20 protein-coding genes and 1 tRNA gene are annotated in these 22,174 nt (G+C 61.3%); 8 read left to right on the top strand and 13 right to left on the bottom strand.

The features are described from left to right. Nucleotides 1-134 precede the first annotated feature (134 nt). Nucleotides 135-1,721, top strand: a complete 1,587-nt coding sequence (locus tag ASC97_RS03815) for a hypothetical protein (protein WP_057467051.1) — start codon at nt 135-137, stop codon at nt 1,719-1,721. Nucleotides 1,722-1,813: 92 nt separating this feature from the next. On the opposite strand, the gene rpsA is transcribed toward ASC97_RS03815, so the two are convergent. The 3 genes from rpsA to ASC97_RS03800 form a co-directional block, all read right to left on the bottom strand. Next, on the bottom strand, nt 1,814-3,517 hold the full coding sequence (rpsA, locus tag ASC97_RS03810; protein ID WP_037062884.1) for a 30S ribosomal protein S1: 1,704 nt from the start codon (nt 3,515-3,517) through the stop codon (nt 1,814-1,816). A 166-nt stretch (nt 3,518-3,683) separates the two neighbouring features. After that, a complete protein-coding gene (gene cmk, locus ASC97_RS03805) occupies nt 3,684-4,331 on the bottom strand; it encodes a (d)CMP kinase (protein WP_057467050.1) in 648 nt (215 codons plus the stop codon). A gap of 8 nt (nt 4,332-4,339) precedes the next feature. Continuing rightward, nucleotides 4,340-4,981: an FMN-binding negative transcriptional regulator gene (locus tag ASC97_RS03800; RefSeq protein WP_057467151.1), complete on the bottom strand. Its 642-nt coding sequence runs from the start codon at nt 4,979-4,981 to the stop codon at nt 4,340-4,342. Nucleotides 4,982-5,234: 253 nt separating this feature from the next. Between ASC97_RS03800 and ASC97_RS03795 the strand changes: the two genes are divergently transcribed. From ASC97_RS03795 to ASC97_RS03785, 3 genes are all read left to right on the top strand, one after another. Continuing rightward, nucleotides 5,235-5,627: a TIGR02300 family protein gene (locus tag ASC97_RS03795; protein ID WP_057467049.1), complete on the top strand. Its 393-nt coding sequence runs from the start codon at nt 5,235-5,237 to the stop codon at nt 5,625-5,627. Nucleotides 5,628-5,779: 152 nt separating this feature from the next. Further along, nucleotides 5,780-5,855, top strand: a tRNA-Ala gene (locus ASC97_RS03790). Nucleotides 5,856-6,026: 171 nt separating this feature from the next. Beyond that, a complete protein-coding gene (locus ASC97_RS03785; protein ID WP_057467048.1) occupies nt 6,027-6,812 on the top strand; it encodes a YdcF family protein in 786 nt (261 codons plus the stop codon). 6 nt (nt 6,813-6,818) lie between these two features. Here ASC97_RS03785 and ASC97_RS03780 read toward each other — a convergent pair whose 3' ends face one another. Then, nucleotides 6,819-7,301 (bottom strand): hypothetical protein, encoded by a 483-nt coding sequence (locus ASC97_RS03780; RefSeq protein ID WP_057467047.1) that lies wholly within the window; start codon nt 7,299-7,301, stop codon nt 6,819-6,821. A 120-nt stretch (nt 7,302-7,421) separates the two neighbouring features. On the opposite strand from ASC97_RS03780, the gene ASC97_RS03775 reads away from it, so the two are divergent. After that, entirely contained in the window at nt 7,422-8,057 is a 636-nt protein-coding gene (locus tag ASC97_RS03775; protein ID WP_057467046.1) for a trimeric intracellular cation channel family protein, read from the top strand. Nucleotides 8,058-8,059: 2 nt separating this feature from the next. On the opposite strand, the gene irrA is transcribed toward ASC97_RS03775, so the two are convergent. Beyond that, complete coding sequence (irrA, locus tag ASC97_RS03770) at nt 8,060-8,479, bottom strand: iron response transcriptional regulator IrrA (RefSeq protein ID WP_057467045.1); 420 nt, start codon at nt 8,477-8,479, stop codon at nt 8,060-8,062. Between the two features lie 302 nt (nt 8,480-8,781). On the opposite strand from irrA, the gene fabA reads away from it, so the two are divergent. From fabA to fabI, 3 genes are read left to right on the top strand one after another with little or no spacing between them, the layout of a single operon-like run. Continuing rightward, nucleotides 8,782-9,297 carry a 3-hydroxyacyl-[acyl-carrier-protein] dehydratase FabA gene (fabA, locus tag ASC97_RS03765; protein WP_057467044.1) on the top strand — a complete coding sequence of 172 codons (516 nt, stop codon included), beginning with the start codon at nt 8,782-8,784 and terminating at the stop codon, nt 9,295-9,297. Nucleotides 9,298-9,356: 59 nt separating this feature from the next. After that, on the top strand, nt 9,357-10,580 hold the full coding sequence (gene fabB, locus ASC97_RS03760; protein ID WP_057467043.1) for a beta-ketoacyl-ACP synthase I: 1,224 nt from the start codon (nt 9,357-9,359) through the stop codon (nt 10,578-10,580). A 4-nt stretch (nt 10,581-10,584) separates the two neighbouring features. Beyond that, complete coding sequence (gene fabI / locus ASC97_RS03755; RefSeq protein WP_057467042.1) at nt 10,585-11,391, top strand: enoyl-ACP reductase FabI; 807 nt, start codon at nt 10,585-10,587, stop codon at nt 11,389-11,391. Between the two features lie 212 nt (nt 11,392-11,603). Here fabI and ASC97_RS03750 read toward each other — a convergent pair whose 3' ends face one another. From ASC97_RS03750 to nusA, 8 genes are all read right to left on the bottom strand, one after another. Then, the gene (locus tag ASC97_RS03750) at nt 11,604-12,620 is read right to left on the bottom strand and encodes a class I SAM-dependent methyltransferase (protein WP_057467041.1); all 1,017 of its coding nucleotides are present in this window, start codon (nt 12,618-12,620) and stop codon (nt 11,604-11,606) included. Nucleotides 12,621-12,695: 75 nt separating this feature from the next. Then, nucleotides 12,696-14,834, bottom strand: coding sequence for a polyribonucleotide nucleotidyltransferase (gene pnp / locus ASC97_RS03745; protein ID WP_057467040.1), 2,139 nt, complete (start codon nt 14,832-14,834; stop codon nt 12,696-12,698). Nucleotides 14,835-15,173: 339 nt separating this feature from the next. Then, nucleotides 15,174-15,443 carry a 30S ribosomal protein S15 gene (gene rpsO / locus ASC97_RS03740; protein WP_025659731.1) on the bottom strand — a complete coding sequence of 90 codons (270 nt, stop codon included), beginning with the start codon at nt 15,441-15,443 and terminating at the stop codon, nt 15,174-15,176. Nucleotides 15,444-15,609: 166 nt separating this feature from the next. Next, nucleotides 15,610-16,542 carry a tRNA pseudouridine(55) synthase TruB gene (gene truB / locus ASC97_RS03735; protein ID WP_057467039.1) on the bottom strand — a complete coding sequence of 311 codons (933 nt, stop codon included), beginning with the start codon at nt 16,540-16,542 and terminating at the stop codon, nt 15,610-15,612. A gap of 12 nt (nt 16,543-16,554) precedes the next feature. Further along, a complete protein-coding gene (gene rbfA / locus ASC97_RS03730) occupies nt 16,555-16,962 on the bottom strand; it encodes a 30S ribosome-binding factor RbfA (protein ID WP_057467038.1) in 408 nt (135 codons plus the stop codon). A gap of 74 nt (nt 16,963-17,036) precedes the next feature. Continuing rightward, complete coding sequence (gene infB, locus ASC97_RS03725; protein WP_057467037.1) at nt 17,037-19,772, bottom strand: translation initiation factor IF-2; 2,736 nt, start codon at nt 19,770-19,772, stop codon at nt 17,037-17,039. 102 nt (nt 19,773-19,874) lie between these two features. Continuing rightward, a complete protein-coding gene (locus ASC97_RS03720) occupies nt 19,875-20,564 on the bottom strand; it encodes an RNA-binding protein (protein ID WP_057467036.1) in 690 nt (229 codons plus the stop codon). Next, nucleotides 20,564-22,168 carry a transcription termination factor NusA gene (nusA, locus tag ASC97_RS03715; RefSeq protein WP_057467035.1) on the bottom strand — a complete coding sequence of 535 codons (1,605 nt, stop codon included), beginning with the start codon at nt 22,166-22,168 and terminating at the stop codon, nt 20,564-20,566. The genes ASC97_RS03720 and nusA overlap by 1 nt, the downstream gene beginning before the upstream one ends. Nucleotides 22,169-22,174 lie beyond the last annotated feature (6 nt).

Below are 22,174 nucleotides of genomic sequence, written 5' to 3'. Positions count from 1 at the left end.
TTAATTTTTATGCATTCGACGACGCGATGTAGCGCCACGCAGGCAGAACGAACTGCCGGGGAATGCGAAGGGCCGGATGAGCGCGGCTTTCCTGTCGCCTGCATCATCGCACTTTACGAAAGAAGGAGCATGCCATGTTGACTCCGGTTCGTGCAGCGTCAAATTCAAGTTTCTCGTCTCAAGGACAGAATACCGCCCTCGGCACCGATGGCGTGGTTCGGGGAGCGACCGCCGTCGCCCCGGTCAATCACATCGAAAGTCCTGACCTCAACTCCGCGATTGCCGCCAAGCTGAATATTCTTCTGCTCGCCGTTCGTGCCCGCATGGTCGAAGCGCTGCTCGACGTCATCAACGCCGCGGGCGACGCACTGTCCCAGCCCCGCGACGATGACGAAACCGAGATCGCCTTTGCCTCTCGCCTTGCCGACGCGATCCAGAAGCTGCCTGCCTCCAAGATCGAGACCATCGAGCGCCAGCTTGCGGCGCAAGGTCACAGCGTTCCGCTTCGTCTGCTCGCCGCTGCCTTGAAAAACCCTGCTGGACCCGAGGCGGCTCGGATTGCCGCCTACCTGGAGACCGTGCGCTACAAGGACCGTGACCTGGCGGCGCGTGCGGTTGTTCGCTCCTACGGACAGAACGACGCTTCGCCATCGCGGCAGGAACAGCGACCGGAAATCAGCCTGCACAGGGACACCCTCGCCACAGCGGCGCGCGCCGCGCCGCCCGCAACGTCACATGAAGATCCGGCCGACGCACCTGCCGGAACGGCCAACGCCGTTGTAGCAACCTATCTCGATGCGGAGAGCGCCGAGCGGTCGGAGGTCCCGATCAAGATGGCCGCCGACGGTCGCGAGATTGCCGGGGACAAGACGCCGGCAGCGACCACTATAAGCCGGGGAGCTCCAACCGAGGCGCAGAAAGCGGAGGAGCCGCTTCTGCCGCCGGACGACGAGACCGCGGTTGCGACCGCTGAACCTGCGGCGGGGAACGCAATGAACGCGGACGCCGAGCCGCGCGTTGCCAAGGGCGACCCGATCATTCCGAAAAGCTGGGCGGGTATTCCCGCATCCCTGTCGGACGACGCGACAGGTCTGATTGTCTCGATCATCCGGGACCAGGAGGCCGAAATCCTGCTGGAGGCTGCCGACGTCGATCCCGCTGTCGAAATCGACGTCATTCTCGACGAGACCCTGATCGGCGACATCCCCGAGGAGCTAAGGCTGACGCCCGACCAGGCGCCTCGGATGAACGACCCCGGGCGGCAGCCATCGCTCCTTGCATCGGAACCGCTGATCGGCCCGACCTCAGCAAGCGTGGCCGCGAACCGCCACGCTGCGCCGGAGGCGGAACCGCCGCCGGTACTTCAACATACGATCGATGCTGCCTACGCGCCTGTCATGATGAAGATCGTCGAGGGCGTGCCCTACGCGATACAGCCCTATCAGTTTGCCAAGGACGAGGCGGAAGACGGCGGTTCGCGTGAAATGCATCGCGAAGACCACGACGGCGGCACGCCATCGGAGCAACAGGAGGCAGACGGCCAACCCGACGCATCTGAGGACGCCGAGCCAGAGGTGCAGGCGCAAGGCGAGGCAAGCATCTCTTCGGAAAACGCAGACACGCGTTCCGAAACGCCCCTGCTTCCCGCCCCGGGCTTTGCCATGCCGCCGGTCGCGGAGGAGGCATACACCCTCTATCGACGCATGGTCGGCTGGGAATAAGCAAGAAGCCGCAACCGAACGCATTCAAACAGCAAAGAACCCGCCGGATCGCTCCGGCGGGTTCTTCAATTCTTCAGCCTTGAGGCCGACGATTATTCGCCGCCGCGGTTCTTCAGAGCCGCGCCGAGAATGTCGCCGAGCGACGCGCCAGAGTCGGACGAACCGAACTGAGCGACGGCTTCCTTCTCTTCTGCGATTTCCAGAGCCTTGATGGACAGCATAACCTTGCGGTCCTTCTTGGAGAAGTTGGTGACGCGAGCGTCAAAAACCTGGCCAACGGAGAAGCGTTCCGGACGCTGATCGTCGCGATCGCGCGCGAGGTCTGCACGGCGGATGAACGAGGTGATGTCTTCGTGGTTGACGAGCTTCACTTCGACGCCACCGTCGTTGACTGCGAGAACTTCGCAGGAAACGACTGCATTCTTGCGCAGGTCGCCGGAAGCTGCTGCTTCGCCGACTGCATCCTTGCCGAGCTGCTTGATGCCGAGCGAGATGCGTTCCTTTTCGACGTCCACATCGAGAACGACAGCCTTGACGACGTCACCCTTGTTGAACTCTTCGATGACCTGTTCGCCCGGACGGTTCCAGTCGAGGTCGGAGAGGTGCACCATGCCGTCAACATCGCCGTCGAGGCCGATGAACAGGCCGAATTCGGTCTTGTTCTTGACTTCGCCTTCGACTTCAGTGCCGGCCGGATGATTGCGAGCGAATGCCGCCCACGGATTTTCCAGCGTCTGCTTGAGGCCGAGCGAAATACGACGCTTGGACGGATCGACTTCGAGAACGACGACTTCGACTTCCTGGCTCGTGGACAGGATCTTGCCGGGGTGTACGTTCTTCTTGGTCCAGGACATTTCCGAGATGTGGATCAGGCCTTCGATGCCCGGCTCCAGCTCGACGAACGCACCGTAGTCGGTGATGTTCGTGACGGTACCGGAAATCTTCTTGCCTTCCGGATACTTGGCCTGGATGCCATCCCACGGATCCGACTCGAGCTGCTTCATGCCGAGCGAGATTCGGTGAGTTTCCTGGTTGATGCGGATGATCTGAACCTTGACCTGCTGGCCAATGGACAGGATTTCCGACGGATGGTTCACACGGCGCCATGCCATGTCGGTGACGTGCAGCAGGCCGTCGATGCCGCCGAGGTCGACGAACGCACCGTAATCGGTGATGTTCTTGACGACGCCGTCGACAACCTGGCCTTCTTCGAGATTCTGAACGATCTCAGAACGCTGCTCGGCACGGGATTCTTCCAGAACCGTACGACGCGATACAACGATGTTGCCGCGGCGCTTGTCCATCTTGAGGATTTCGAAGGGCTGCGGGTTGTGCATCAGCGGGGTAACGTCGCGGATTGGACGGATGTCGACCTGCGAACGCGGAAGGAAGGCAATCGCGCCATCGAGGTCGACCGTGAAGCCGCCCTTGACCTGGTTGAAGATAACGCCTTCAACGCGCTCGCCAGCTTCGAACTTGGCTTCGAGCTTGATCCAGCTTTCTTCGCGGCGAGCCTTCTCGCGCGACAGAACAGCTTCGCCGAGAGCGTTTTCGATGCGCTCAACGTAAACTTCGACTTCGTCGCCGACCTTGAGCGTGCCGTCCTTGGCCTTGGCGCCGAATTCCTTGAGTAGAATGCGACCTTCGACCTTCAGGCCGACGTCGACAACGGCAGAGTCCTTCTCGATTGCCGTGACGATACCCTTGGTGACGTAGCCTTCGGCCAGATCGTTCTTGGCAAAGGACTCTTCGAGAAGGGCCGCGAAATCTTCGCGAGAGGGAGTAGCTACTGACATGAAATCTCCTGCGTATCCGAATCTGGACACGTATGCGCCGGTTGGTTCGTGTTGAATGAGCCTGAACCCAGTCCGCCCTCTCTTCGAAGGCAATCCGGCGCTTGGACGGAATTTCAGGCTTGTCTTCCTAAGCGGCCCAGGCAAGGCTTGGGCATATCGCTCGAATTCATGCGTATCGGCTCAAGGCGACGTCGATGATCGATTTCGCAGCTTGAAACGCGGCCTCTATACTCATTTCCGACGTATCTAGCAAGTGCGCGTCTTCCGCTGGTTTCAAAGGGCTGTCGGCCCGTCCCATGTCGCGTTCGTCGCGACGCCTGACATCGTCGAAGATCGCGTCGAAATCGGCGTCAACGCCCCTGGCGACAATCTCGTCGTAGCGACGCTTCGCACGCACCTGCGGCGAGGCCGTCACATAGAGCTTCACCGGTGCGTCCGGGCAGACAACGGTCCCGATATCGCGGCCGTCGAGCACCGTGCCCGGCTGCTTTTCGGAAAACCGCCGCTGGGCCTCGACCAGCGCCCGCCGCACGGCGGGCATCACGGCAATCTTGGACGCGGCTTCGCCGATCTCGTGCTTGGACAGGATATCGCGATCCAGGCCGCCGAGTTCAACCTCGCGCGCCATCTTTTCGGCAATAGCCTCATCGTCCAGCGGCTGGCCCGCATCGAGCAGCGCCTTGGCAGTCGCCCGATAGGTCAGGCCGGTGTCCAGGTGATGAAAACCATACGCGCCGGCAACGAGGCGCGACAACGTGCCCTTGCCGGCCGCCGCCGGGCCGTCGATGGCGATGGTGAAACCGCTGGAGCTCATCAATGTACTCATTCCGTCGTCAATCCGCCGTAGCGGCGGACAAGTTCAATCATGTCAGCCTGATCCGACGATTCGCCGAGACCCGCTGCAACGCCCTCGCGGTCGGCAACCGGCCGGTTCTGGCTTACTTTCCACTTGCCTTCGATCGAGGCGATCTCGATTTCGATGCCGATGATGCCTTTCATCTGCGCGCGGATGAAATCATCAGGCGCATCGCCGACGGCCCAGGGCTTCTGGCGCCCCCCCTCCTGCTGGCGCGTGAGCGCCCCGATCTGCGCCAACAGCCAATCGGCATCGTCGATCACGCGCCCCACACCCCTCGCCTGCACGATCGCATAGTTCCATGTCGGCACGACTTTGCCGGTTTCCTGCTTTGTCTTGTACCAGGATGGCGTCACATAGGCGTCGGCGCCCTGGAAGACCGCCAGTACCTCGGCGCCAGCCTGGATATCGCGCCATTGGGCATTGGGCCTGGCGACGTGCAGCCGAAGCGTCCCCTTGGCACCGGCATCCGGATCCAGATGGAACGGCACCGAATTGGCAACCAGCCCGGACTGCCCGGCAGTAATCAGCAGACCTAGGGGATGGGCACGGATGAGCGCGTGCTGAACGCCAAGATCGTCCTCGCGGAAATGTGGGGGTTGATACATCGGCGGCGACTCGTCCAAAAACACCGGCGCTCGCCGGTTTTCCATTGCAAACAAACAATATCCAGCTCACTACCATAATCGTCAGCCTCGGTCATCCGGTCCTTGTTCCACGCGTACGAGGCAAGCGTGAAGTTTAGCTTTGACATGGAAGGCTGCAACGATTATGGGGACCGGCTTATAAATTCCGAATAGAACGCCGGTTTTAAACGGCACTTGCCGAATTTAGCATTCGGCCATTCTCACGAGGCTTACAGTGGCGAAAGCGGAACTTGGAACCAAGCGTACCGATCCGGAAACCGGCAAAAGATTCTACGACCTGAACCGGGATCCGATCGTTTCTCCTTACACAGGCAAATCCTACCCCCTCTCCTACTTCGAGGAAACCTCGGCTGCTGCTGCCGCAGAGGCTGCTCAGGACGAAGAAGAGGTTGCGGAAGTCGATACCGAAAGCACGGAAGTCGAGCTGGTTTCGCTCGAGGACGCCGATGAAGGCGCATCCGGCGACGACATCCCCGATATCGGCGATGACGATGTCGAAATCGAAGGCGATGACGACGACGATACGTTCCTCGAGGCTGACGAAGACGACGATGACGACGACATGAGCGACATCATCGGCGTGACCGGCGACGAAGACGAAGTCTGATCGATTAAGTATCGGCCCGGACGAGAAAATTCGCCGGGCCGATTTTTTTGGGCTTGCTATCTCCGAAAACCGGAAGTAATAAGCCGCCACTCCGCGAGGCGAACATCCTCGCGAAGCATCCCAGGACCGGCGAAAAACCGGACCGCCTTGATGGGGCTATAGCTCAGCTGGGAGAGCGCTTGCATGGCATGCAAGAGGTCAGCGGTTCGATCCCGCTTAGCTCCACCAAACTTTTAATTTCCCTGTGATTTGACTAGGCGGCCCAACCTGTTTCCTGCAGCGTCACGCGTTTCCTGCGATTAGGCGTCGAACCTAAGCGTGCGGAGCGCCGTATGATCGTTGCATTGTTGGTCAACCGAATCAGCTAGAAGAAGCGGAAACGATTGAAGGAGTTCTTTGTTGTTTCTCTTTTCGAAACTTGTCTGGGTTTTCGGTCAGCCCCTGTCGCTGGCTTTCCTGTTCGTCCTGCTTGCGGTGCTTTCCGGATTGATCCGCTGGCGAGGAATTAGCCTGCTTTCGTCGATCCTGGCAGTGTTGATCCTCTTCGTGACGCTGTACACGACGGTCGGCAACTACATGCTGCAGGGACTTGAGGATCGTTTTCCGAAGCCGCAGGATCCGCAAAGCCTTGAATGTATGATCGTGCTCGGCGGCGCCTTTGAAAACGAGGTCAATACCGCCCGCCACGGCATCGAGTTCAACGCAGGCGGCGACCGCTTCGTCGAGGCCCTGCGGCTGGCGCAGAAATATCCGCAGGCCCGCATCCTGATATCCGGTGGCGACGGTTCGATGTCGGGCATCTACGAGGGCGATGCGGCGACATCTGCACGCTTCTTCCCCCTGTTCGGCGTTGCCAGAGAACGCATAGTGGAGGAGACGACGTCGCGGACGACCTTCGAGAACGCCGTGAACACAAAGGAGCTTCTCGCGAGCCAGGGTCTGTCGAACTGCCTGCTGATTACTTCAGGCTATCACATGCCGCGCTCCGTCGGAATCTTCCGCAAGCTCGGGATCGACGTGGTGCCCTGGCCGACGGATTACCGGACGGACGGACGCGAGGGGCTCGGCCTCGACTTCACCCAGCCCCTACTGAATTCGCAAAACCTTGCGACGGCCGTGCGGGAATGGTTCGGGCTCGTCGGCTACTATTTCGCCGGTCGTACGTCCGCGATCTATCCCGGCTGAGCGAGACTACTTTCGCGATATGGTGACAAACTTCGTGCCGCGCACGCGCGCGGTCACGGTGCAGGGTTCCTTTTGCCTGTCGGCATCCGGCCGGTCGCAGAAGCGCGGATGCATTTTCATGGCAAGAACCATGTTGCCGAAGCGCTGAACGAAATCGTAGCCGTAGATCTGCGCCGTCGCGATCATGAAGTAGCCGCCTTCGGCTACCTGGAGATAGAAATTGAAGGTGCACCCGTCATCGTTGCACTGCGGACCCTTCTCGCCGTCACAGGTGAGCTCACCCTCGTTGACGACCGCGTCGATCAGCCCGTCATTGTTGATGTCCTGGCGGATGATGTAACCGTCGGAGAATTCCGCCTTGGTGCACTGCTCTTGAAAATGCTTCTTCTCGTAGATCTCCGGGTCGGAGATGAGCGACTGCTGGGCAAAGGCCGCAACGGGGACCACGAGGAAAGCGACAAGGTTCAGGGCGATCAGGAGCGTTTTCACGGGTTTCTCTTTTGGTCGGATAAGAACGCGATTGGTCAGGCACGTTGCCTGACCCGGCTTGCGCCGCCCTTGCCACCGTGATTCACTCTTCGAAGATAGTCTGCCGGCTCTGGAGGATCGATGTCGCCTTTCGTCTACCTGGACTATGCCGGCGTGGCGCTTTTTGCCGCAACCGGGGCGCTGGCGGCGTCCCGCAAGCAGCTCGATCTGATCGGCTTTCTGTTTTTCGCGATCGTCACGGGCGCCGGCGGCGGCACGGTGCGTGACATCGTTCTCGGCCGCGTGCCGGTTTTCTGGGTTCTCAATCCCACCTATGTACTCGTCTGCTGCGCCGTCGGCATCATCGTCTTCTTCACCGCGCATCTGGTCGAGTCACGCTACCGGCTGCTGATCTGGCTCGATGCCGTCGGCCTCTCTGCATACTGCGTGATGGGGGCAGCCAAGGGGTTTGCGGCAACGGGTTCGCCGACGATCGCGATCGTTACCGGCACGCTGACGGCGACGTTCGGCGGCATCCTGCGCGACTTGCTTGCCAACGAGCCGTCGGTGCTGCTGCGGCCCGAGATCTATATCACCGCGGCGCTGGTCGGCGCCGGCATCTTCACGGCCGCAAACGCGCTCGATCTGCCGCTGTATTCCGCCTCGGCCGTGGGCGTGATTGCTGCATTTGCCGTGCGCGGCGGGGCATTGTATTTCGGCTGGACGTTTCCGACCTACAAGGCCAAGCCCGGCCGTCATCCCGACGACGTGATGTAAAATCAGCGCAGCTTCGGGCGCAGCCGGATAATTACGTCGACATGTGCGATTTCCAGGCCCTCGGGAGGCTCGGGCAGGTTGCCGATGGTCAGATTGCTGACCGGAATATCGAGCACGTCATTCTCGCCCTCGACAAAAAAATGGTGGTGGTCGGAGACGTTGGTATCGAAATATGTCCTGGCGCTCTCGACGGCAAGAACGCGGATCATGCCTGCTTCGGTGAATTGGTGCAGCGTATTGTAAACGGTCGCCAGCGACACGGGCACGCCCGCTTCCACGGCCTCCTCATGCAATTCCTCGACGGTCAGATGCCGATCACCCTTGGCAAACAGCAGGTCGCCCAGCGCGACCCGCTGACGCGTCGGCCGCAGGCCGGCGCCACGCAGCCTTGCTTCTATGGTAAGCGGGGCTTCAGCCGCCATCCGACAAACTCCAGTTAATCTAGCATCACGCAATCAGGTTTCCTTAGCCATATAACTTTTGCGCAAAAGCCTTTCAATAGTTTCAATGGGGACAACAGGTGCGAAAAGGCCGCGAAATCGGGGTTTTGACGTAATTAACTCTGGTCGCGGCCTTGGCCTTCCTGTATTCGACCACCAAATAAGGCGCACAGGCGGTCTTCGTCGGTGGGTGGGGCTCAACCATGCTTGTGCTTCATTTTCTGCTGAACTTGGACTAAACGTTCACATCCATCGGCATAGTTGCGGGGGGAATTAGAGTTTTCATGGCGACGAAACAATCCAGCTTCAACTACGAGGAAATCCTTGCCTGCGGCCGCGGCGAACTGTTCGGCCCGGGCAATGCGCAGCTGCCCCTTCCGCCGATGTTGATGGTGCACCGCATTACAGACATCTCGGAAACGGGCGGCAGCTTCGACAAGGGCTATATTCGCGCTGAGTATGACGTGAAGCCCGACGACTGGTATTTTCCCTGCCACTTCGCGGGCAATCCCATCATGCCCGGCTGCCTCGGCCTCGATGGCATGTGGCAGTTGACCGGCTTCTTCCTCGGTTGGCTGGGCGAACAGGGGCGCGGCATGGCGCTTTCGACAGGAGAAGTTAAGTTCAAGGGCATGATCCGCCCGACGACAAAGCTTCTTGAGTACGGGATCGATTTCAAGCGCGTCATGCGCGGTCGCCTCGTGCTCGGCACGGCTGACGGCTGGCTGAAGGCCGACGGCGAGGTTATCTATCAGGCGAGCGACCTACGAGTAGGTCTGTCGAAGGACAAAGCCGCCTGATTGCGCCGGGCGCATCAGCCCGGCTTTCCAAGTTAGAAAAAACGAAAAGGTCGAAGCACATGAGACGGGTAGTTGTCACGGGTCTGGGCGTTGTTTCCTCGATCGGCAATGATGCCGCCGAGGTCACTGCCTCGCTACGCGATGCCAAGTCCGGCATTTCCTTCTCCAACGATTTTGCCGAACACGGCTTCAAGTGCCAGGTCTGGGGTCGTCCAACGCTCGATCCGACCGACCTGGTCGATCGCCGCGCCATGCGCTTCCTGTCGCAGGGCGGCGCCTGGAATCATGTGGCGATGAAGCAGGCGATCGCCGATTCCGGTCTGGAAGAAGGCGACATCAGCAACAACGAACGCACGGGCATCATCATGGGTTCGGGCGGCCCGTCCACCCGCACGCTCATCGAAGCTGCCGAGATCACCATCAAGAACAACAGCCCGAAGCGCATCGGTCCGTTTGCCGTGCCGAAGGCGATGTCCTCGACCGCGTCGGCCACTCTCGCGACCTGGTTCAAGATCCATGGCGTCAACTACTCGATCTCGTCGGCCTGCTCGACCTCCGCGCACTGCATCGGCAATGCCGCTGAAATGATCCAGTGGGGCAAGCAGGACGTGATGTTCGCCGGCGGCCACGAAGATCTCGACTGGACGATGTCGAACCTCTTCGATGCCATGGGCGCTATGTCCTCCAAGTACAACGATACGCCCGAGACAGCCTCCCGCGCCTACGACGTCAGCCGCGACGGCTTCGTCATCGCAGGCGGTGCCGGCGTTCTCGTTCTCGAAGAACTCGAGCATGCCAAGGCACGCGGCGCCAAGATCTACGCCGAAATCGTCGGCTACGGCGCGACCTCCGATGGGTACGACATGGTCGCACCGTCGGGCGAAGGCGCGATCCGCTGCATGCGCCAGGCGCTTGCCACCGTTAAGGGCAACGTCGACTACGTCAACACGCACGGCACCTCGACGCCGGTCGGCGACAGCAAGGAAATCGGCGCCATCCGCGAAGTCTTCGGCGACAAAATTCCGCACATCCAGTCGACAAAGTCGCTGACAGGCCATTCGCTGGGCGCAGCCGGCGTGCAGGAATCGATTTATTCGCTGCTGATGATGCAGGCCGGCTTCATCGGCGAAAGCGCACATATCGCCGAGCTCGACCCGGAATTCGACGGCGTTCCGATCGTTCGAAAGCGCATCGACGACGCCAAGATCGACATAGCCCTCTCCAACTCCTTCGGCTTCGGCGGCACCAACGCCACGCTCGTCTTCCAGCGCTTTAACGGATAATAAAATGACGGGAATCATGCAGGGTAAGCGCGGCCTCATCATGGGCGTCGCGAACAATCATTCCATCGCCTGGGGGATTTCCAAAGCACTTGCGGCGCAGGGCGCGGAGCTCGCCTTTACCTTTCAAGGAGATGCGCTGGGCAAACGCGTCAAGCCGCTGGCGGCTGAAGTCGGTTCCGACTTCATCCTGCCCTGCGATGTCGAGGACCTCGCATCGGTTGACGGTGTCATAGACGCCATCAAGGAGCGCTGGGGCAAGCTCGACTTCATCGTCCACGCCATCGGCTTTTCCGACAAGAACGAGCTGAAGGGTCTCTACGCAGACACCACGCGCGACAACTTCAGCCGCACGATGGTGATCTCCTGTTTCTCCTTCACCGAGATCGCCAAGCGCTGCGCGCCGCTGATGAACGACGGCGGCTCGATGCTGACGCTGACCTACAACGGCTCGACGCGCGTGATCCCGAACTACAACGTCATGGGTGTCGCCAAGGCCGCGCTCGAAGCGTCCGTGCGTTATCTCGCCGCCGACTACGGCCCGCAGGGTATTCGCGTCAACGCGATCTCGGCAGGTCCGATCCGGACGCTCGCCGGTGCCGGGATTTCGGACGCACGTGCGATCCTTTCGTGGAACCAGCTCAACTCGCCGATGCGCAAGACGGTGACGATCGATCACGTCGGAAGCTCGGCACTGTACCTCCTCTCCGATCTTTCGGCCGGTGTCACAGGCGAGATCCACTTCGTCGACGCCGGCTACAACATCACGTCGATGCCGGCACTCGAGATGCTGCGCAAGGCAGATGTCGAATAAGCGACAGCTTTTATGGACCACAAAAGGCCATGCGCATCATATTGCGCATGGCCTTTTTATTTATTTCAACATGTATTATCGAGCGAACGGTTTGCGCCAACGTGACCTTCGACAAGGGAATGTTGGATGCAATTGACGCCGCTGCGAAAGAACGTGGCCTGACGCGCTCCTCGCAAGCGTCGCTCGCAAGGAAATCGAAGGCGCCTAAGCGACTACTTCTTCGCCCAGAGCACCTTGAAGCGGGCATTGCGGCAGGTTTCGCCGCTTTCCTTGAAGTTTGCTGCCAGCACGGGCTCGTACGGGAGGCCACGGTTTGCCACGAGCAGCAGGCGGCCGCCGCCGCGCAGCGATGAGGCCGCTGTCTTGATCATTGCCTGGCCGAGGGACGGCTCGGCGGCGTGGCCTTCGTGGAAGGGCGGGTTCATGATCACGAGGTCGTACTTGTCCTTGACGGGCTCGGCAGCCAGATCGTGCCAGAAGAAGCGTGCAGGCACCTTGGGGGCGTTCTCCGCCACATTGGCCTTTGCGGCCTCCAGAGCGGCGTGGTTGGCCTCGTAGAGGTCCAGACGCCCCACTCCCGGCGACCGGGCAGCCAACTCGACCGCGAGATAGCCCCAGCCGGCTCCGAAATCGGCGACGTCGCCGGTGAAATCGGCTGGCAGGCGGGAGGCAAGCAGTTCCGAGCCGTCATCGATGCGATCATGCGAAAACATGCCCGCCGAAGCCACGAAGCGGCCATCGACGCGCACTGGCGGCTTGGCAAACTTGGACACGATCTCGCTGGCATCGGCGGGTGCTCCGAACCAGAACGCCACCCCGTGATACTTCGGCATGTGCTCGATCGAAAGGCCGAAGGCCTCCATGCGCTTGCGCAGCGGCTGGATACCGTCTTCCTTGCCGCCGGCGATCACGACGAGACCACCGATCTTCACGCGGCCGAGTGCCGTGGCGATGTTCGCTTCGTTCTCGCCCTTGTGCTTGCTGCAGAGCACGAGAACCGCGTCGTAGTCCTCACCCTCGATCTGTGGCGTGGTTTCGATGCGCTGGGAGAGCAACTGCCTGTAAAGCGGCCGGAAGCCCTGTACGGCGCTCAGGGAGGCGGTAAAGCCCTCCGGCAGGGCGAAACCCGCCTCGGCGCCGAGGAACAGCACGCGCTCGCCCTCGCCGGGCGCCTCGACGGTGCCGCTTACAAAGGGATGGAACAGGGTCTTCAGCGTGTCGCGGCTCATGGTCTCGTCTCGTTCTCGGATACAAAAAGGGCGCGGAAACTACCCCGCGCCCATGAAGTCTAGGGAAGGCGCAGCTTACTCGGCTGCTTCTTCCTTCTTCTTGTCGGCAGGGATTTCCTGGCCGGTTGCCTGGTCGACGACCTTCATCGACAGGCGGACCTTGCCGCGCTCGTCGAAGCCGAGGAGCTTGACCCAAACCTTCTGGCCTTCCTTGACGACGTCCTGCGTCTTGGCAACACGCTCGGAAGCAAGCTGCGAGATGTGGACGAGGCCGTCGCGGGCGCCGAAGAAGTTGACGAAAGCGCCGAAGTCGGCGGTCTTGACGACCGTGCCTTCGTAGATCTGGTTGATCTCAGGCTCGGCAACGATGGAGTGGATCCACTTGCGGGCCGCTTCGATTTCCTTGCCGGAAGATGAAGCGATCTTGACGGTGCCGTCGTCTTCGATGTTGATCTTCGCGCCGGTCTTTTCGACGATTTCGCGAATGACCTTACCGCCGGAGCCGATGACTTCGCGGATCTTGTCGACCGGGATGTTCATGACTTCGATGCGCGGAGCGAATTCGCCGAGCTGGCCGCGGCTTTCGGTGATGGCGTTGGCCATCTCGCCGAGGATGTGCTTGCGCCCGCCCTGAGCCTGGCTGAGAGCGACCTTCATGATCTCTTCGGTGATGCCGGCGATCTTGATGTCCATCTGCAGCGAGGTGATGCCGTCGGCGGTACCCGCGACCTTGAAGTCCATGTCGCCGAGGTGGTCTTCGTCACCGAGAATGTCGGAGAGGACCGCAAAGCGATCGCCTTCGAGGATCAGGCCCATGGCGATGCCGGCAACCGGCTTGGCAAGCGGAACGCCTGCGTCCATGAGAGCGAGCGAAGTGCCGCAAACGGTGGCCATCGAGGACGAGCCGTTCGACTCGGTGATCTCGGAGACGACGCGCAGCGTGTAGGGGAACTGCTCGGCCGTCGGCAGCATCGGACGGATAGCGCGCCATGCGAGCTTGCCGTGGCCGATTTCGCGGCGACCCGGGGAGCCCATGCGGCCGGTTTCGCCAACCGAGTAGGGAGGGAAGTTGTAATGGAGCAGGAAGCGCTCCTTGTACATGCCCGTCAGGCTGTCGACGTACTGCTCGTCTTCGCCGGTGCCGAGGGTGGCAACAACGATCGCCTGCGTTTCACCGCGGGTGAAGAGTGCAGAACCGTGCGTGCGCGGCAGGAGGCCGACTTCCGAGACGATCGGGCGAACGGTTTCGAGATCGCGGCCGTCGATGCGGCTCTTGGTGTCGAGGATGTTCCAACGAACGATCTTCGCCTGCAGGTGCTTGAACACGGCGCCGATCACTTCGGGAGTGTACTTCGGCTCGACGCCTTCCGGGAAGAAGTGAGCCTTGACCTTTGCCTTGACGGCGTCGACGGCTGCGTAGCGATCAGCCTTCTGGGTGATCTTGTAGCCTTCGCGTAGTTCGGCTTCGAACAGCTTCAGCATTTCGGCTTCGAGTTCGGAATGGTCTTCCGGCTGGAAATCGCGGGGCTCCTTGGCGGCAACCTCAGCGAGCTTGATGATCGCGTCGAGAACCGGCTGGAAACCGCGGTGACCGAACATCACAGCGCCGAGCATGACTTCCTCGTTGAGTTCCTTGGCTTCGGATTCAACCATCAGGACGGCGTCGTGAGTACCGGCAACGACGAGGTCGAGGATCGATTCTTCCATCTCGTCGAGGTGCGGGTTGAGAACATATTCGCCGTTGATGTAGCCGACGCGGGCGCCGCCGACCGGGCCCATGAAGGGAACGCCGGAGAGCGTCAGCGCAGCGGAAGCCGCGACCATCGACAGAACGTCCGGATCGTTTTCAAGATCGTGCTGGATGACCGTGACGACGACCTGGGTGTCGTTCTTGTAGCCTTCCGGGAACAGCGGGCGGATCGGGCGGTCGATCAGACGCGAAACCAGCGTTTCCTTTTCAGACGGACGACCTTCGCGCTTGAAGTAGCCGCCGGGGATCTTGCCGGCTGCGTAGGTCTTTTCCTGGTAGTTGACGGTCAGCGGGAAGAAGTCCTGGCCCGGCTTCGGCGCCTTGGCGGAAACGACCGTGGCGAGAACCACTGTTTCGCCGTAGGTCGCGAGAACGGCGCCGTCAGCCTGACGGGCGATCTTGCCGGTTTCGAGCTTCAGCGGGCGGCCTGCCCACTCGATTTCCACGGTATGGGTGTCAAACATATGTCTTGTCCTTCAATGCGGGAGCACGCGCCGCAATCCATCGGACACAGCGCACAGTCGACCGCAACAATGTGACACATCATGGGCAAGACAGCGGGATGCTTTTCAACGACGACTTCCGAGAGAAGCGAGGCCAAGGCTCCTGCAGCCCTGACCGAAAGCATCCGGCAATCCTGCCCCATGACAGGCCAACGGTTGGTTTGGCAGATCCGGCCCATCCGGGTCCGCCGAGCAGTTCTACCGCGCTTGATATAGCGCGCGGCGGCAAAATTTCATCGGGAACCAAGCTCCCGAAAAGCATCCGGCGGGCGCCCATAAGAAGCGCCCGCCGGAAAATGATTAGCGGCGAATACCCAGGCTGGTGATCAGCTTGGTGTAGCGGCCTTCGTTCTTCTTCTTGAGGTAGTCAAGAAGCGAGCGGCGGCTGGAAACCATCGTCAGCAGACCACGGCGGGAATGGTTATCCTTCTTGTGGTCCTTGAAGTGGCCGGTCAGGTTGTTGATACGCTCGGTCAGGATCGCGACCTGAACTTCCGGTGAACCGGTGTCGCCTTCGAACGTTGCGTATTCCTTGATCAGAGCCGTCTTGCGCTCAGCAGTAATCGACATCGTATGTTCCTTTCGATGAGAGGAGATAAGGTCGCCAAAAGCCGGGATGTCGTCCAGCTTTGGCCGCGAAGGCACTCAGGCCGTGCCTGATGCTGGCGCTGCCTATAAACCATTCAGGCAGCAAAGGGAAGAGGCATGCCTGGACGCGCGCCCTCAGGCAGTTTTCTCAGCCGAAGACGCGTTTGGGGCGGAACTCTCCCTGACCGATTTCGCCGATCGCGACGAGCTTGCCCCGTGCCGTGGCATAGGCTTCGCTTTCGTCGACCGGGGCGTCCCTGCCACGGACGAGAATGGGGTTGCCCATCTTCAGGCGATGCGCCTGATCGTCGTTGACAACGAGATGCGGCAATGCGGAGAGCGCTTCGCTGGTTTCAATCAGCAGGGCGTCGAGCGCAGCCAGGCGCTCGTCCATGTCCTCGATTTCCTCAAGGGCCACCAAGTCCGCCAGCGGGATCATGCTTTCTTCGGCAAAGGGCGCGACAAAAGTGCGGCGAAGACCGGAGACGTGACCGTAGCAGCCAAACTCCCGGCCGAAATCGCGTGCCAATGCCCGCACATAGGTTCCCTTGCCGCACTCGACTTCGAAATGCGCGGTGTCAGCGTCCGGGCAGCCAAGCAGCGTCAGGCGGAATATTTCGACCTCGCGCGAGGGAATTTCCACCGTCTCGCCTTCGCGCGCCAGATCATAGGCACGCTCGCCTGATATCTTGATGGCGGAGAACTGCGGCGGGATCTGACTGATAACGCCGGTATACTGAGGCAGCAGATCGCGTATCTGCTGTTCGGTCGGGCGCGTATCGGAGCTCTGGGTGACGTCGCCTTCGAGGTCGTCCGTGGCGCGTTCCTCGCCCCAGGTCACGGTGAATTCGTAGACCTTGCGACCGTCCATGACATAGGGAACCGTCTTTGTCGCGTCGCCGAGTGCGATCGGCAGCATGCCTGAGGCGAGCGGATCGAGCGTGCCGGCATGACCGCACTTCTGCGCCTTGAACAGCCATTTGATCTTGGAAACGGCTTCCGTCGAGCCGAAGTCGACAGGCTTGTCAAGGATAAGCCAGCCCGAGATCGGACGGCCTTTGGGCTTGCGTGGTTTGGACATAAGGCTCTTCTATTATTGTTCTTCGGTATCGCTGTCACCGAGATCACGCATGACCTCGGGAGAGCGCAGCAACGCATCGATCTTCTTGTAGTTGTCGAAGCTCGTATCGTCGCGGAAACGGACTTCCGGCATGTATTTCATCTGCCGGAGCTGCGGGCCGAGACGGCCACGGATATATTTGGCGTGACGGTTCAGGGCGGCGATGATCGCGTCATGGTCGGCCACGCCCAGCGGTGTGACGAAGGCCGTCGCAACCTTCAGATCCGTCGACATGCGAACTTCTGAAATGGATATGACGGTCTTTTCGATCAGGTCATCGCGCACTTCGCCGCGCTGAAGAACCTGCGTGATCGCGGCGCGCACCTGCTCGCCGACGCGCAGCATGCGCTGCGTTTGCGCGGAGGTCGGTTTTGTTGCCATTCTTCTTGCCTCAAAAGGTTCGGGCGCCGGCCTCATATGATCCGGCGCCCGTCCACAGTTCTAGTCTCGCACGATCAGAGTGTGCGGGTGATATGCTCGACACGGAAGCATTCGATCGTGTCGCCTGCACGGATGTCTTCGTAGTTCTCGAAGGCCATGCCGCACTCCTGACCGACCGGAACTTCCGATACTTCGTCCTTGAAGCGCTTGAGCGTCTTGAGCTTGCCTTCGTGGATGACGACGTTGTCGCGCACCAGGCGGACGCCTGCACCACGTTCGACCTTGCCTTCGACGACACGGCAACCTGCGACCTTGCCAACCTTCGTGATGTTGAACACCTCGAGGATCTCGGCGTTGCCGAGGAAGGTTTCGCGACGCTCCGGAGAGAGCAGGCCGGACATCGCCGCCTTCACATCATCCACGAGGTCGTAGATGATGTTGTAGTAGCGGATCTCGATGCCCTGGCGATCGGCAAACGCACGGGCCTGCGCGTTCGCACGGACATTGAAGCCGATGATCGCAGCGTTGGACGCTTCGGCCAGCGAGACGTCGGACTCCGTGATGCCGCCGGCACCGGAATGCACGATGCGGGCACGGACTTCGTCGGTGCCGAGCTTGTCGAGCGCGCCGGCAATGGCTTCGATCGAGCCCTGCACGTCGCCCTTGATCACCAGCGGGAATTCCTTCACGCCAGCGGTCTGCAGCTGCGTCATCATCTGCTCGAGCGAACCGCGCTGGCCGGACAGGCGGGCAGCCGCCTTATCACGCGCGAGACGCTGGCGATATTCCGATATTTCGCGGGCGCGGCTCTCGTTTTCGACCACGGCGAACTTGTCGCCGGCAGCCGGAGTGCCTGAAAGACCGAGAACCTCGACCGGAGCGGCCGGGCCTGCTTCCTTCACATGATCGCCCTTGTCGGTGACCAGGGCGCGGACACGACCCCAGACGTCGCCGGCAACGATGATCTGACCGGGGCGCAGCGTACCGTTCTGCACGAGAACGGTGGCAACCGCACCGCGACCGCGGTCGAGCTGGGCTTCGATGACCGTACCTTCCGCCGTGCGGTTCGGATTGGCCTTGAGGTCCAGAATTTCGGCCTGCAGCAGGACGGCTTCGAGAAGCTTGTCCAGATTGAGCCCCGTCTTTGCCGAAACCTCGACGTCGAGCACTTCGCCGCCCATGGATTCCACGAAGACTTCGTGCTGCAGCAGCTGGTTGCGAACCTTCTGCGGATCAGCCTCGTGCTTGTCGACCTTGTTGATCGCAACGATGATCGGAACACCGGCCGCCTTGGCGTGGTTGATCGATTCAATCGTCTGCGGCATGACACTGTCGTCGGCCGCGACCACCAGGATGGCGATGTCGGTCGCCTGGGCACCACGAGCACGCATTGCCGTAAAGGCGGCGTGGCCGGGGGTGTCGATGAAGGTGATCTTCTGGCCGTTCTGTTCGACCTGATATGCACCGATATGCTGGGTGATGCCGCCGGCTTCGCCGGACACGACGCTGGTCTTGCGAATGGCGTCGAGCAGCGAGGTCTTGCCGTGGTCGACGTGACCCATGATGGTGACGACCGGCGGACGCGAGACGAGCTCGCCTGCTTCGTCGGCAACGTTGAAGATGCCGAGTTCGACGTCGGATTCAGAGACGCGCTTGACCGTGTGGCCGAATTCGCCGGCGATGAGTTCGGCAAGGTCGGCGTCGATGACGTCGCCCGGCTTCATCATTTGGCCTTCCTTCATCAGGTACTTGATGACGTCGACTGCACGTTCGGACATGCGCTGCGACAGTTCCTGAATGGTGATGGTCTCAGGCAGGACAACTTCGCGAACAACCTTTTCGCGGGTTTCCTGCATCTGGCTCCGGCGGAATTTTTCCTGGCGGCGACGCATCGCGGCCATCGAGCGACCCCGTGCGGTGCCGTCGTCGTCGACGCCTGCAGTGCCGATCGTCAGCTTGCCGCGGCGACGTTCGTCTTCCGTCTTCGGCCGCGTGGTCACGGGCTTTGCCGGTTCGGGGCGTACGACGCGGCCACGAGCCGGAGCACCGCGGGGAGCGGCACGATCTTCGGTTTCGTTTTCACGGCGACCGCGAACGGCCGGAGCAGCGGCGCCACCGGGAGCCGGACGCGCCTGCGACGGCGATGCGGCGTCAGGGCGGCGGACGGCCGGAGCGGCCGACTGGACGCGCGGTGCTGCGGCGCTTGCTTCGGCGGCGACAGGCGCTGCCGGGGCAGGAGCGGCGGCAGCTTCAGCGGCGCGTATCGCCTCTTCGGCGGCCCGAACCTTCGCTTCTTCCGCTTCGGCGGCCTGGCGTACGATTTCCTCGGCTGCGCGGCGCTTTTCTTCCTCGGCACGACGCACGGCATCTTCCGCGTCGCGGACTTGCGCCATGGCAAGCGCGCGGCGACGGGCATCCATTTCTTCCGGCGACAGGTGGTTCAGGACCACCGGACGCGGACGATCCTGCTGGCGGGGCGACTGCGAGGACGGCTGCTGCGGACGCTGCTGACCACCCGGCTGGTGAATGCGCGGCTGGGGCGCCTGTGGAGCGCGAGCCTGGACAGGTGCAGGAGCGGGCGCTGGCGCAGGTTCAGCGGCGCGGACAGGAGCCGCCGGTGCGGCCGGCGTGATCGGACGTTCGTCTTCAGGACGCATCGGACGCCGCTTGCGGGTCTCGACAACGACCGCCTTGGTGCGCCCGCGACCCATATCCTGGCGCACGGTGCCCTGGCTCATCCCCGACGGTTTCAGGGTCAGAGTCTTCTTGCCCGCGCCGCCCAGTGTCTTGTCGTCATTGCTATCGGTCATTCGTTCCCGTTCCTTCGGACAGGGAGCGATGACGTCATCAGGCCCTGTCAATCAAATACTGTCGATCAATGATGTTGGGACCGGACAAAGCCGGTGACCGTATCATTGTTTTTGCCGGCCAGCGCCGCCCGCTGCCCGGGACTGACCGCCATTGCGGTACTGTTCGAGCATCTTTGCGCGCTTCACTACACCCTCACCCGCCTGCCCTGCAAGCACTGCAGCATGGATAAAAGCGTTCTGGCCCATCAGGCCTTCCATTTCGCCCTCCGAGAAGAGGCGGTAGGAAGGTATTTCCTCCTCGGTCTCCATTCCGAGGTGCCAGGCCTTGCGGGCCTGGTCGATCTTTCTCACGCCGTCGGCTGCGGCGTCCGTCGAATGGAACACCGCGATGGCGGCGCCGCTCCTGACTGCGGCATCCACCTTCGCGGACCCGCTGACGAACTGCCCGGCCTTGCGGGCCATGTTCATCATCTGCATCAACTGCTGCATCAACAGCTTTTCGACGGTTTCACCGAGATCGGCAGCCGCCTTCACATCCGCCTTCAAAGCCCGCGCAAAGAGCTTCTTCGCCACGGCCTTGTCGACCAGCGAACGATCGACCTTTACCCAGCAGCCGCGTCCCGGAAGCTGTCGCTTCAGATCGGCGACCACTGTCCCATCGGGAGCGGCAACGAAGCGGATCAGCTCATCAGGCGATCCGCTTTCGCGCGTCACGATGCACATGCGACCATTCACGTCATATCCTGCAAGATCGTCGTCCTCAGGAGAAACGGTCGGCTCACGCGCAGACATTAAACTTCCTGCTCGGCCTCGGGAGCTTCTTCAGCTTCCGCTTCCTTCGCCAGGTCTTCTTCAGTGATCCAGCCAACCGCAAGGCGGGCCTGAACAACCATCTGTTCCGCTTCGACGCGCGACACGTCGAACTTCGAGAACAGACCTTCGAACTTCTTCGTCTCGCCGTTCTTGCGCTCGCTCCAGCCGACGAGATCGTCAGCAGCGCAGCCAGCGAAGTCCTCGATCGTCTTGATGCCGTCTTCGCCGAGGGCGACCATCATCTGTGCGGTCATGCCGTCGATCTGGCGCAGCTCGTCTTCGACGCCGAGCGCCTTGCGCTTGTCGTCCATTTCGGCTTCCAGGCGCTCCAGATACTCGCGGGCGCGCTGCTGGATTTCCTGTGCCGTCTCTTCGTCAAAGCCATCGATCGAGGCAATTTCGTCGAGATCGACGTAGGCGAGTTCTTCAACGGCGGCGAAGCCTTCGGAGGCCAGAACCTGGCCGACCATTTCGTCGACGTCGAGCGAATCCATGAACAGGTTGGTGCGCTCGTTGAATTCCTTCTGACGGCGCTCGGATTCTTCGGCTTCCGTCATGATATCGATGTCCCAGCCGGTCAGCTGCGACGCGAGGCGAACGTTCTGGCCGCGGCGACCGATCGCCAGCGACAGCTGTTCGTCCGGAACCACGACTTCAATGCGCTCTGCGTCCTCATCGAGAACGACCTTGGCGACTTCAGCCGGCTGCAATGCGTTGACGACGAAAGTCGCCGGGTCCTGCGACCACGGAATAATGTCGATCTTTTCGCCCTGGAGCTCGCCGACGACGGCCTGGACGCGCGAACCGCGCATACCGACGCAGGCACCGACCGGATCGATCGAGCTATCGTTCGAGATCACGGCAATCTTGGCGCGCGAGCCCGGATCGCGGGCAACCGACTTCACCTGGATGATACCGTCGTAGATTTCCGGCACTTCCATGGTGAAGAGCTTCACCATGAACTGCGGATGCGTGCGCGACAGGAAAATCTGCGGTCCGCGCTGTTCGCGACGGACGTCATAGACATAGGCACGGACACGATCGCCATAGCGGACGTTTTCGCGCGGGATCATTTCGTCGCGGCGAATGATACCTTCGCCACGGCCGAGGTCGACGATGACGTTGCCGTATTCGACGCGCTTGACCGTGCCGTTGACGATTTCGCCGACGCGATCCTTGAATTCGTCGAACTGGCGGTCACGCTCAGCTTCGCGGACCTTCTGGACGATGACCTGCTTGGCGGACTGGGCAGCGATACGGCCGAAATCCATCGGCGGCAGCGGATCGGCGATGAAATCGCCAAGAGCAGCATCCGGGTTGCGGTCGCGGGCCAGTTCCAGCGGGATCTGGGTCGAATAGTCCTCTGCCTTTTCGACGACTTCGAGAAGGCGCTGCAGGCGGATTTCGCCGGTCTTCGGATTGATGTCGGCGCGGATATTGGATTCAGTGCCATAACGCGAGCGCGCCGCTTTCTGAATCGCATCTGCCATTGCGGCAAGCACGATCTCGCGGTCGATGACCTTTTCGCGCGCCACTGCATCTGCGATCTGCAGAAGTTCGAGCCGGTTCGCACTGACTGCCATGTCTTT

Source organism: Rhizobium sp. Root1203 (genome assembly GCF_001424945.1).
Classification (GTDB): Bacteria; Pseudomonadota; Alphaproteobacteria; order Rhizobiales; family Rhizobiaceae; genus Rhizobium.
This window is presented reverse-complemented; position numbering and strand designations above follow the sequence as displayed.

Excerpts from the sequence above, each read along its gene's own strand:
- nusA (WP_057467035.1), bottom strand. The coding sequence starts at position 22,168 with ATGGCAGTCAGTGCGAACCGGCTCGAACTTCTGCAGATCGCAGATGCA.
- rpsA (WP_037062884.1), bottom strand. The coding sequence starts at position 3,517 with ATGTCAGTAGCTACTCCCTCTCGCGAAGATTTCGCGGCCCTTCTCGAA.
- truB (WP_057467039.1), bottom strand. The coding sequence starts at position 16,542 with ATGTCCAAACCACGCAAGCCCAAAGGCCGTCCGATCTCGGGCTGGCTT.
- ASC97_RS03720 (WP_057467036.1), bottom strand. The coding sequence starts at position 20,564 with ATGTCTGCGCGTGAGCCGACCGTTTCTCCTGAGGACGACGATCTTGCA.
- pnp (WP_057467040.1), bottom strand. The coding sequence starts at position 14,834 with ATGTTTGACACCCATACCGTGGAAATCGAGTGGGCAGGCCGCCCGCTG.
- ASC97_RS03750 (WP_057467041.1), bottom strand. The coding sequence starts at position 12,620 with ATGAGCCGCGACACGCTGAAGACCCTGTTCCATCCCTTTGTAAGCGGC.
- infB (WP_057467037.1), bottom strand. The coding sequence starts at position 19,772 with ATGACCGATAGCAATGACGACAAGACACTGGGCGGCGCGGGCAAGAAG.
- fabA (WP_057467044.1), top strand. The coding sequence starts at position 8,782 with ATGGCGACGAAACAATCCAGCTTCAACTACGAGGAAATCCTTGCCTGC.
- rbfA (WP_057467038.1), bottom strand. The coding sequence starts at position 16,962 with ATGGCAACAAAACCGACCTCCGCGCAAACGCAGCGCATGCTGCGCGTC.
- fabB (WP_057467043.1), top strand. The coding sequence starts at position 9,357 with ATGAGACGGGTAGTTGTCACGGGTCTGGGCGTTGTTTCCTCGATCGGC.
- ASC97_RS03815 (WP_057467051.1), top strand. The coding sequence starts at position 135 with ATGTTGACTCCGGTTCGTGCAGCGTCAAATTCAAGTTTCTCGTCTCAA.
- fabI (WP_057467042.1), top strand. The coding sequence starts at position 10,585 with ATGACGGGAATCATGCAGGGTAAGCGCGGCCTCATCATGGGCGTCGCG.
- irrA (WP_057467045.1), bottom strand. The coding sequence starts at position 8,479 with ATGGCGGCTGAAGCCCCGCTTACCATAGAAGCAAGGCTGCGTGGCGCC.
- ASC97_RS03775 (WP_057467046.1), top strand. The coding sequence starts at position 7,422 with ATGTCGCCTTTCGTCTACCTGGACTATGCCGGCGTGGCGCTTTTTGCC.
- ASC97_RS03800 (WP_057467151.1), bottom strand. The coding sequence starts at position 4,981 with ATGTATCAACCCCCACATTTCCGCGAGGACGATCTTGGCGTTCAGCAC.
- rpsO (WP_025659731.1), bottom strand. The coding sequence starts at position 15,443 with ATGTCGATTACTGCTGAGCGCAAGACGGCTCTGATCAAGGAATACGCA.
- cmk (WP_057467050.1), bottom strand. The coding sequence starts at position 4,331 with ATGAGCTCCAGCGGTTTCACCATCGCCATCGACGGCCCGGCGGCGGCC.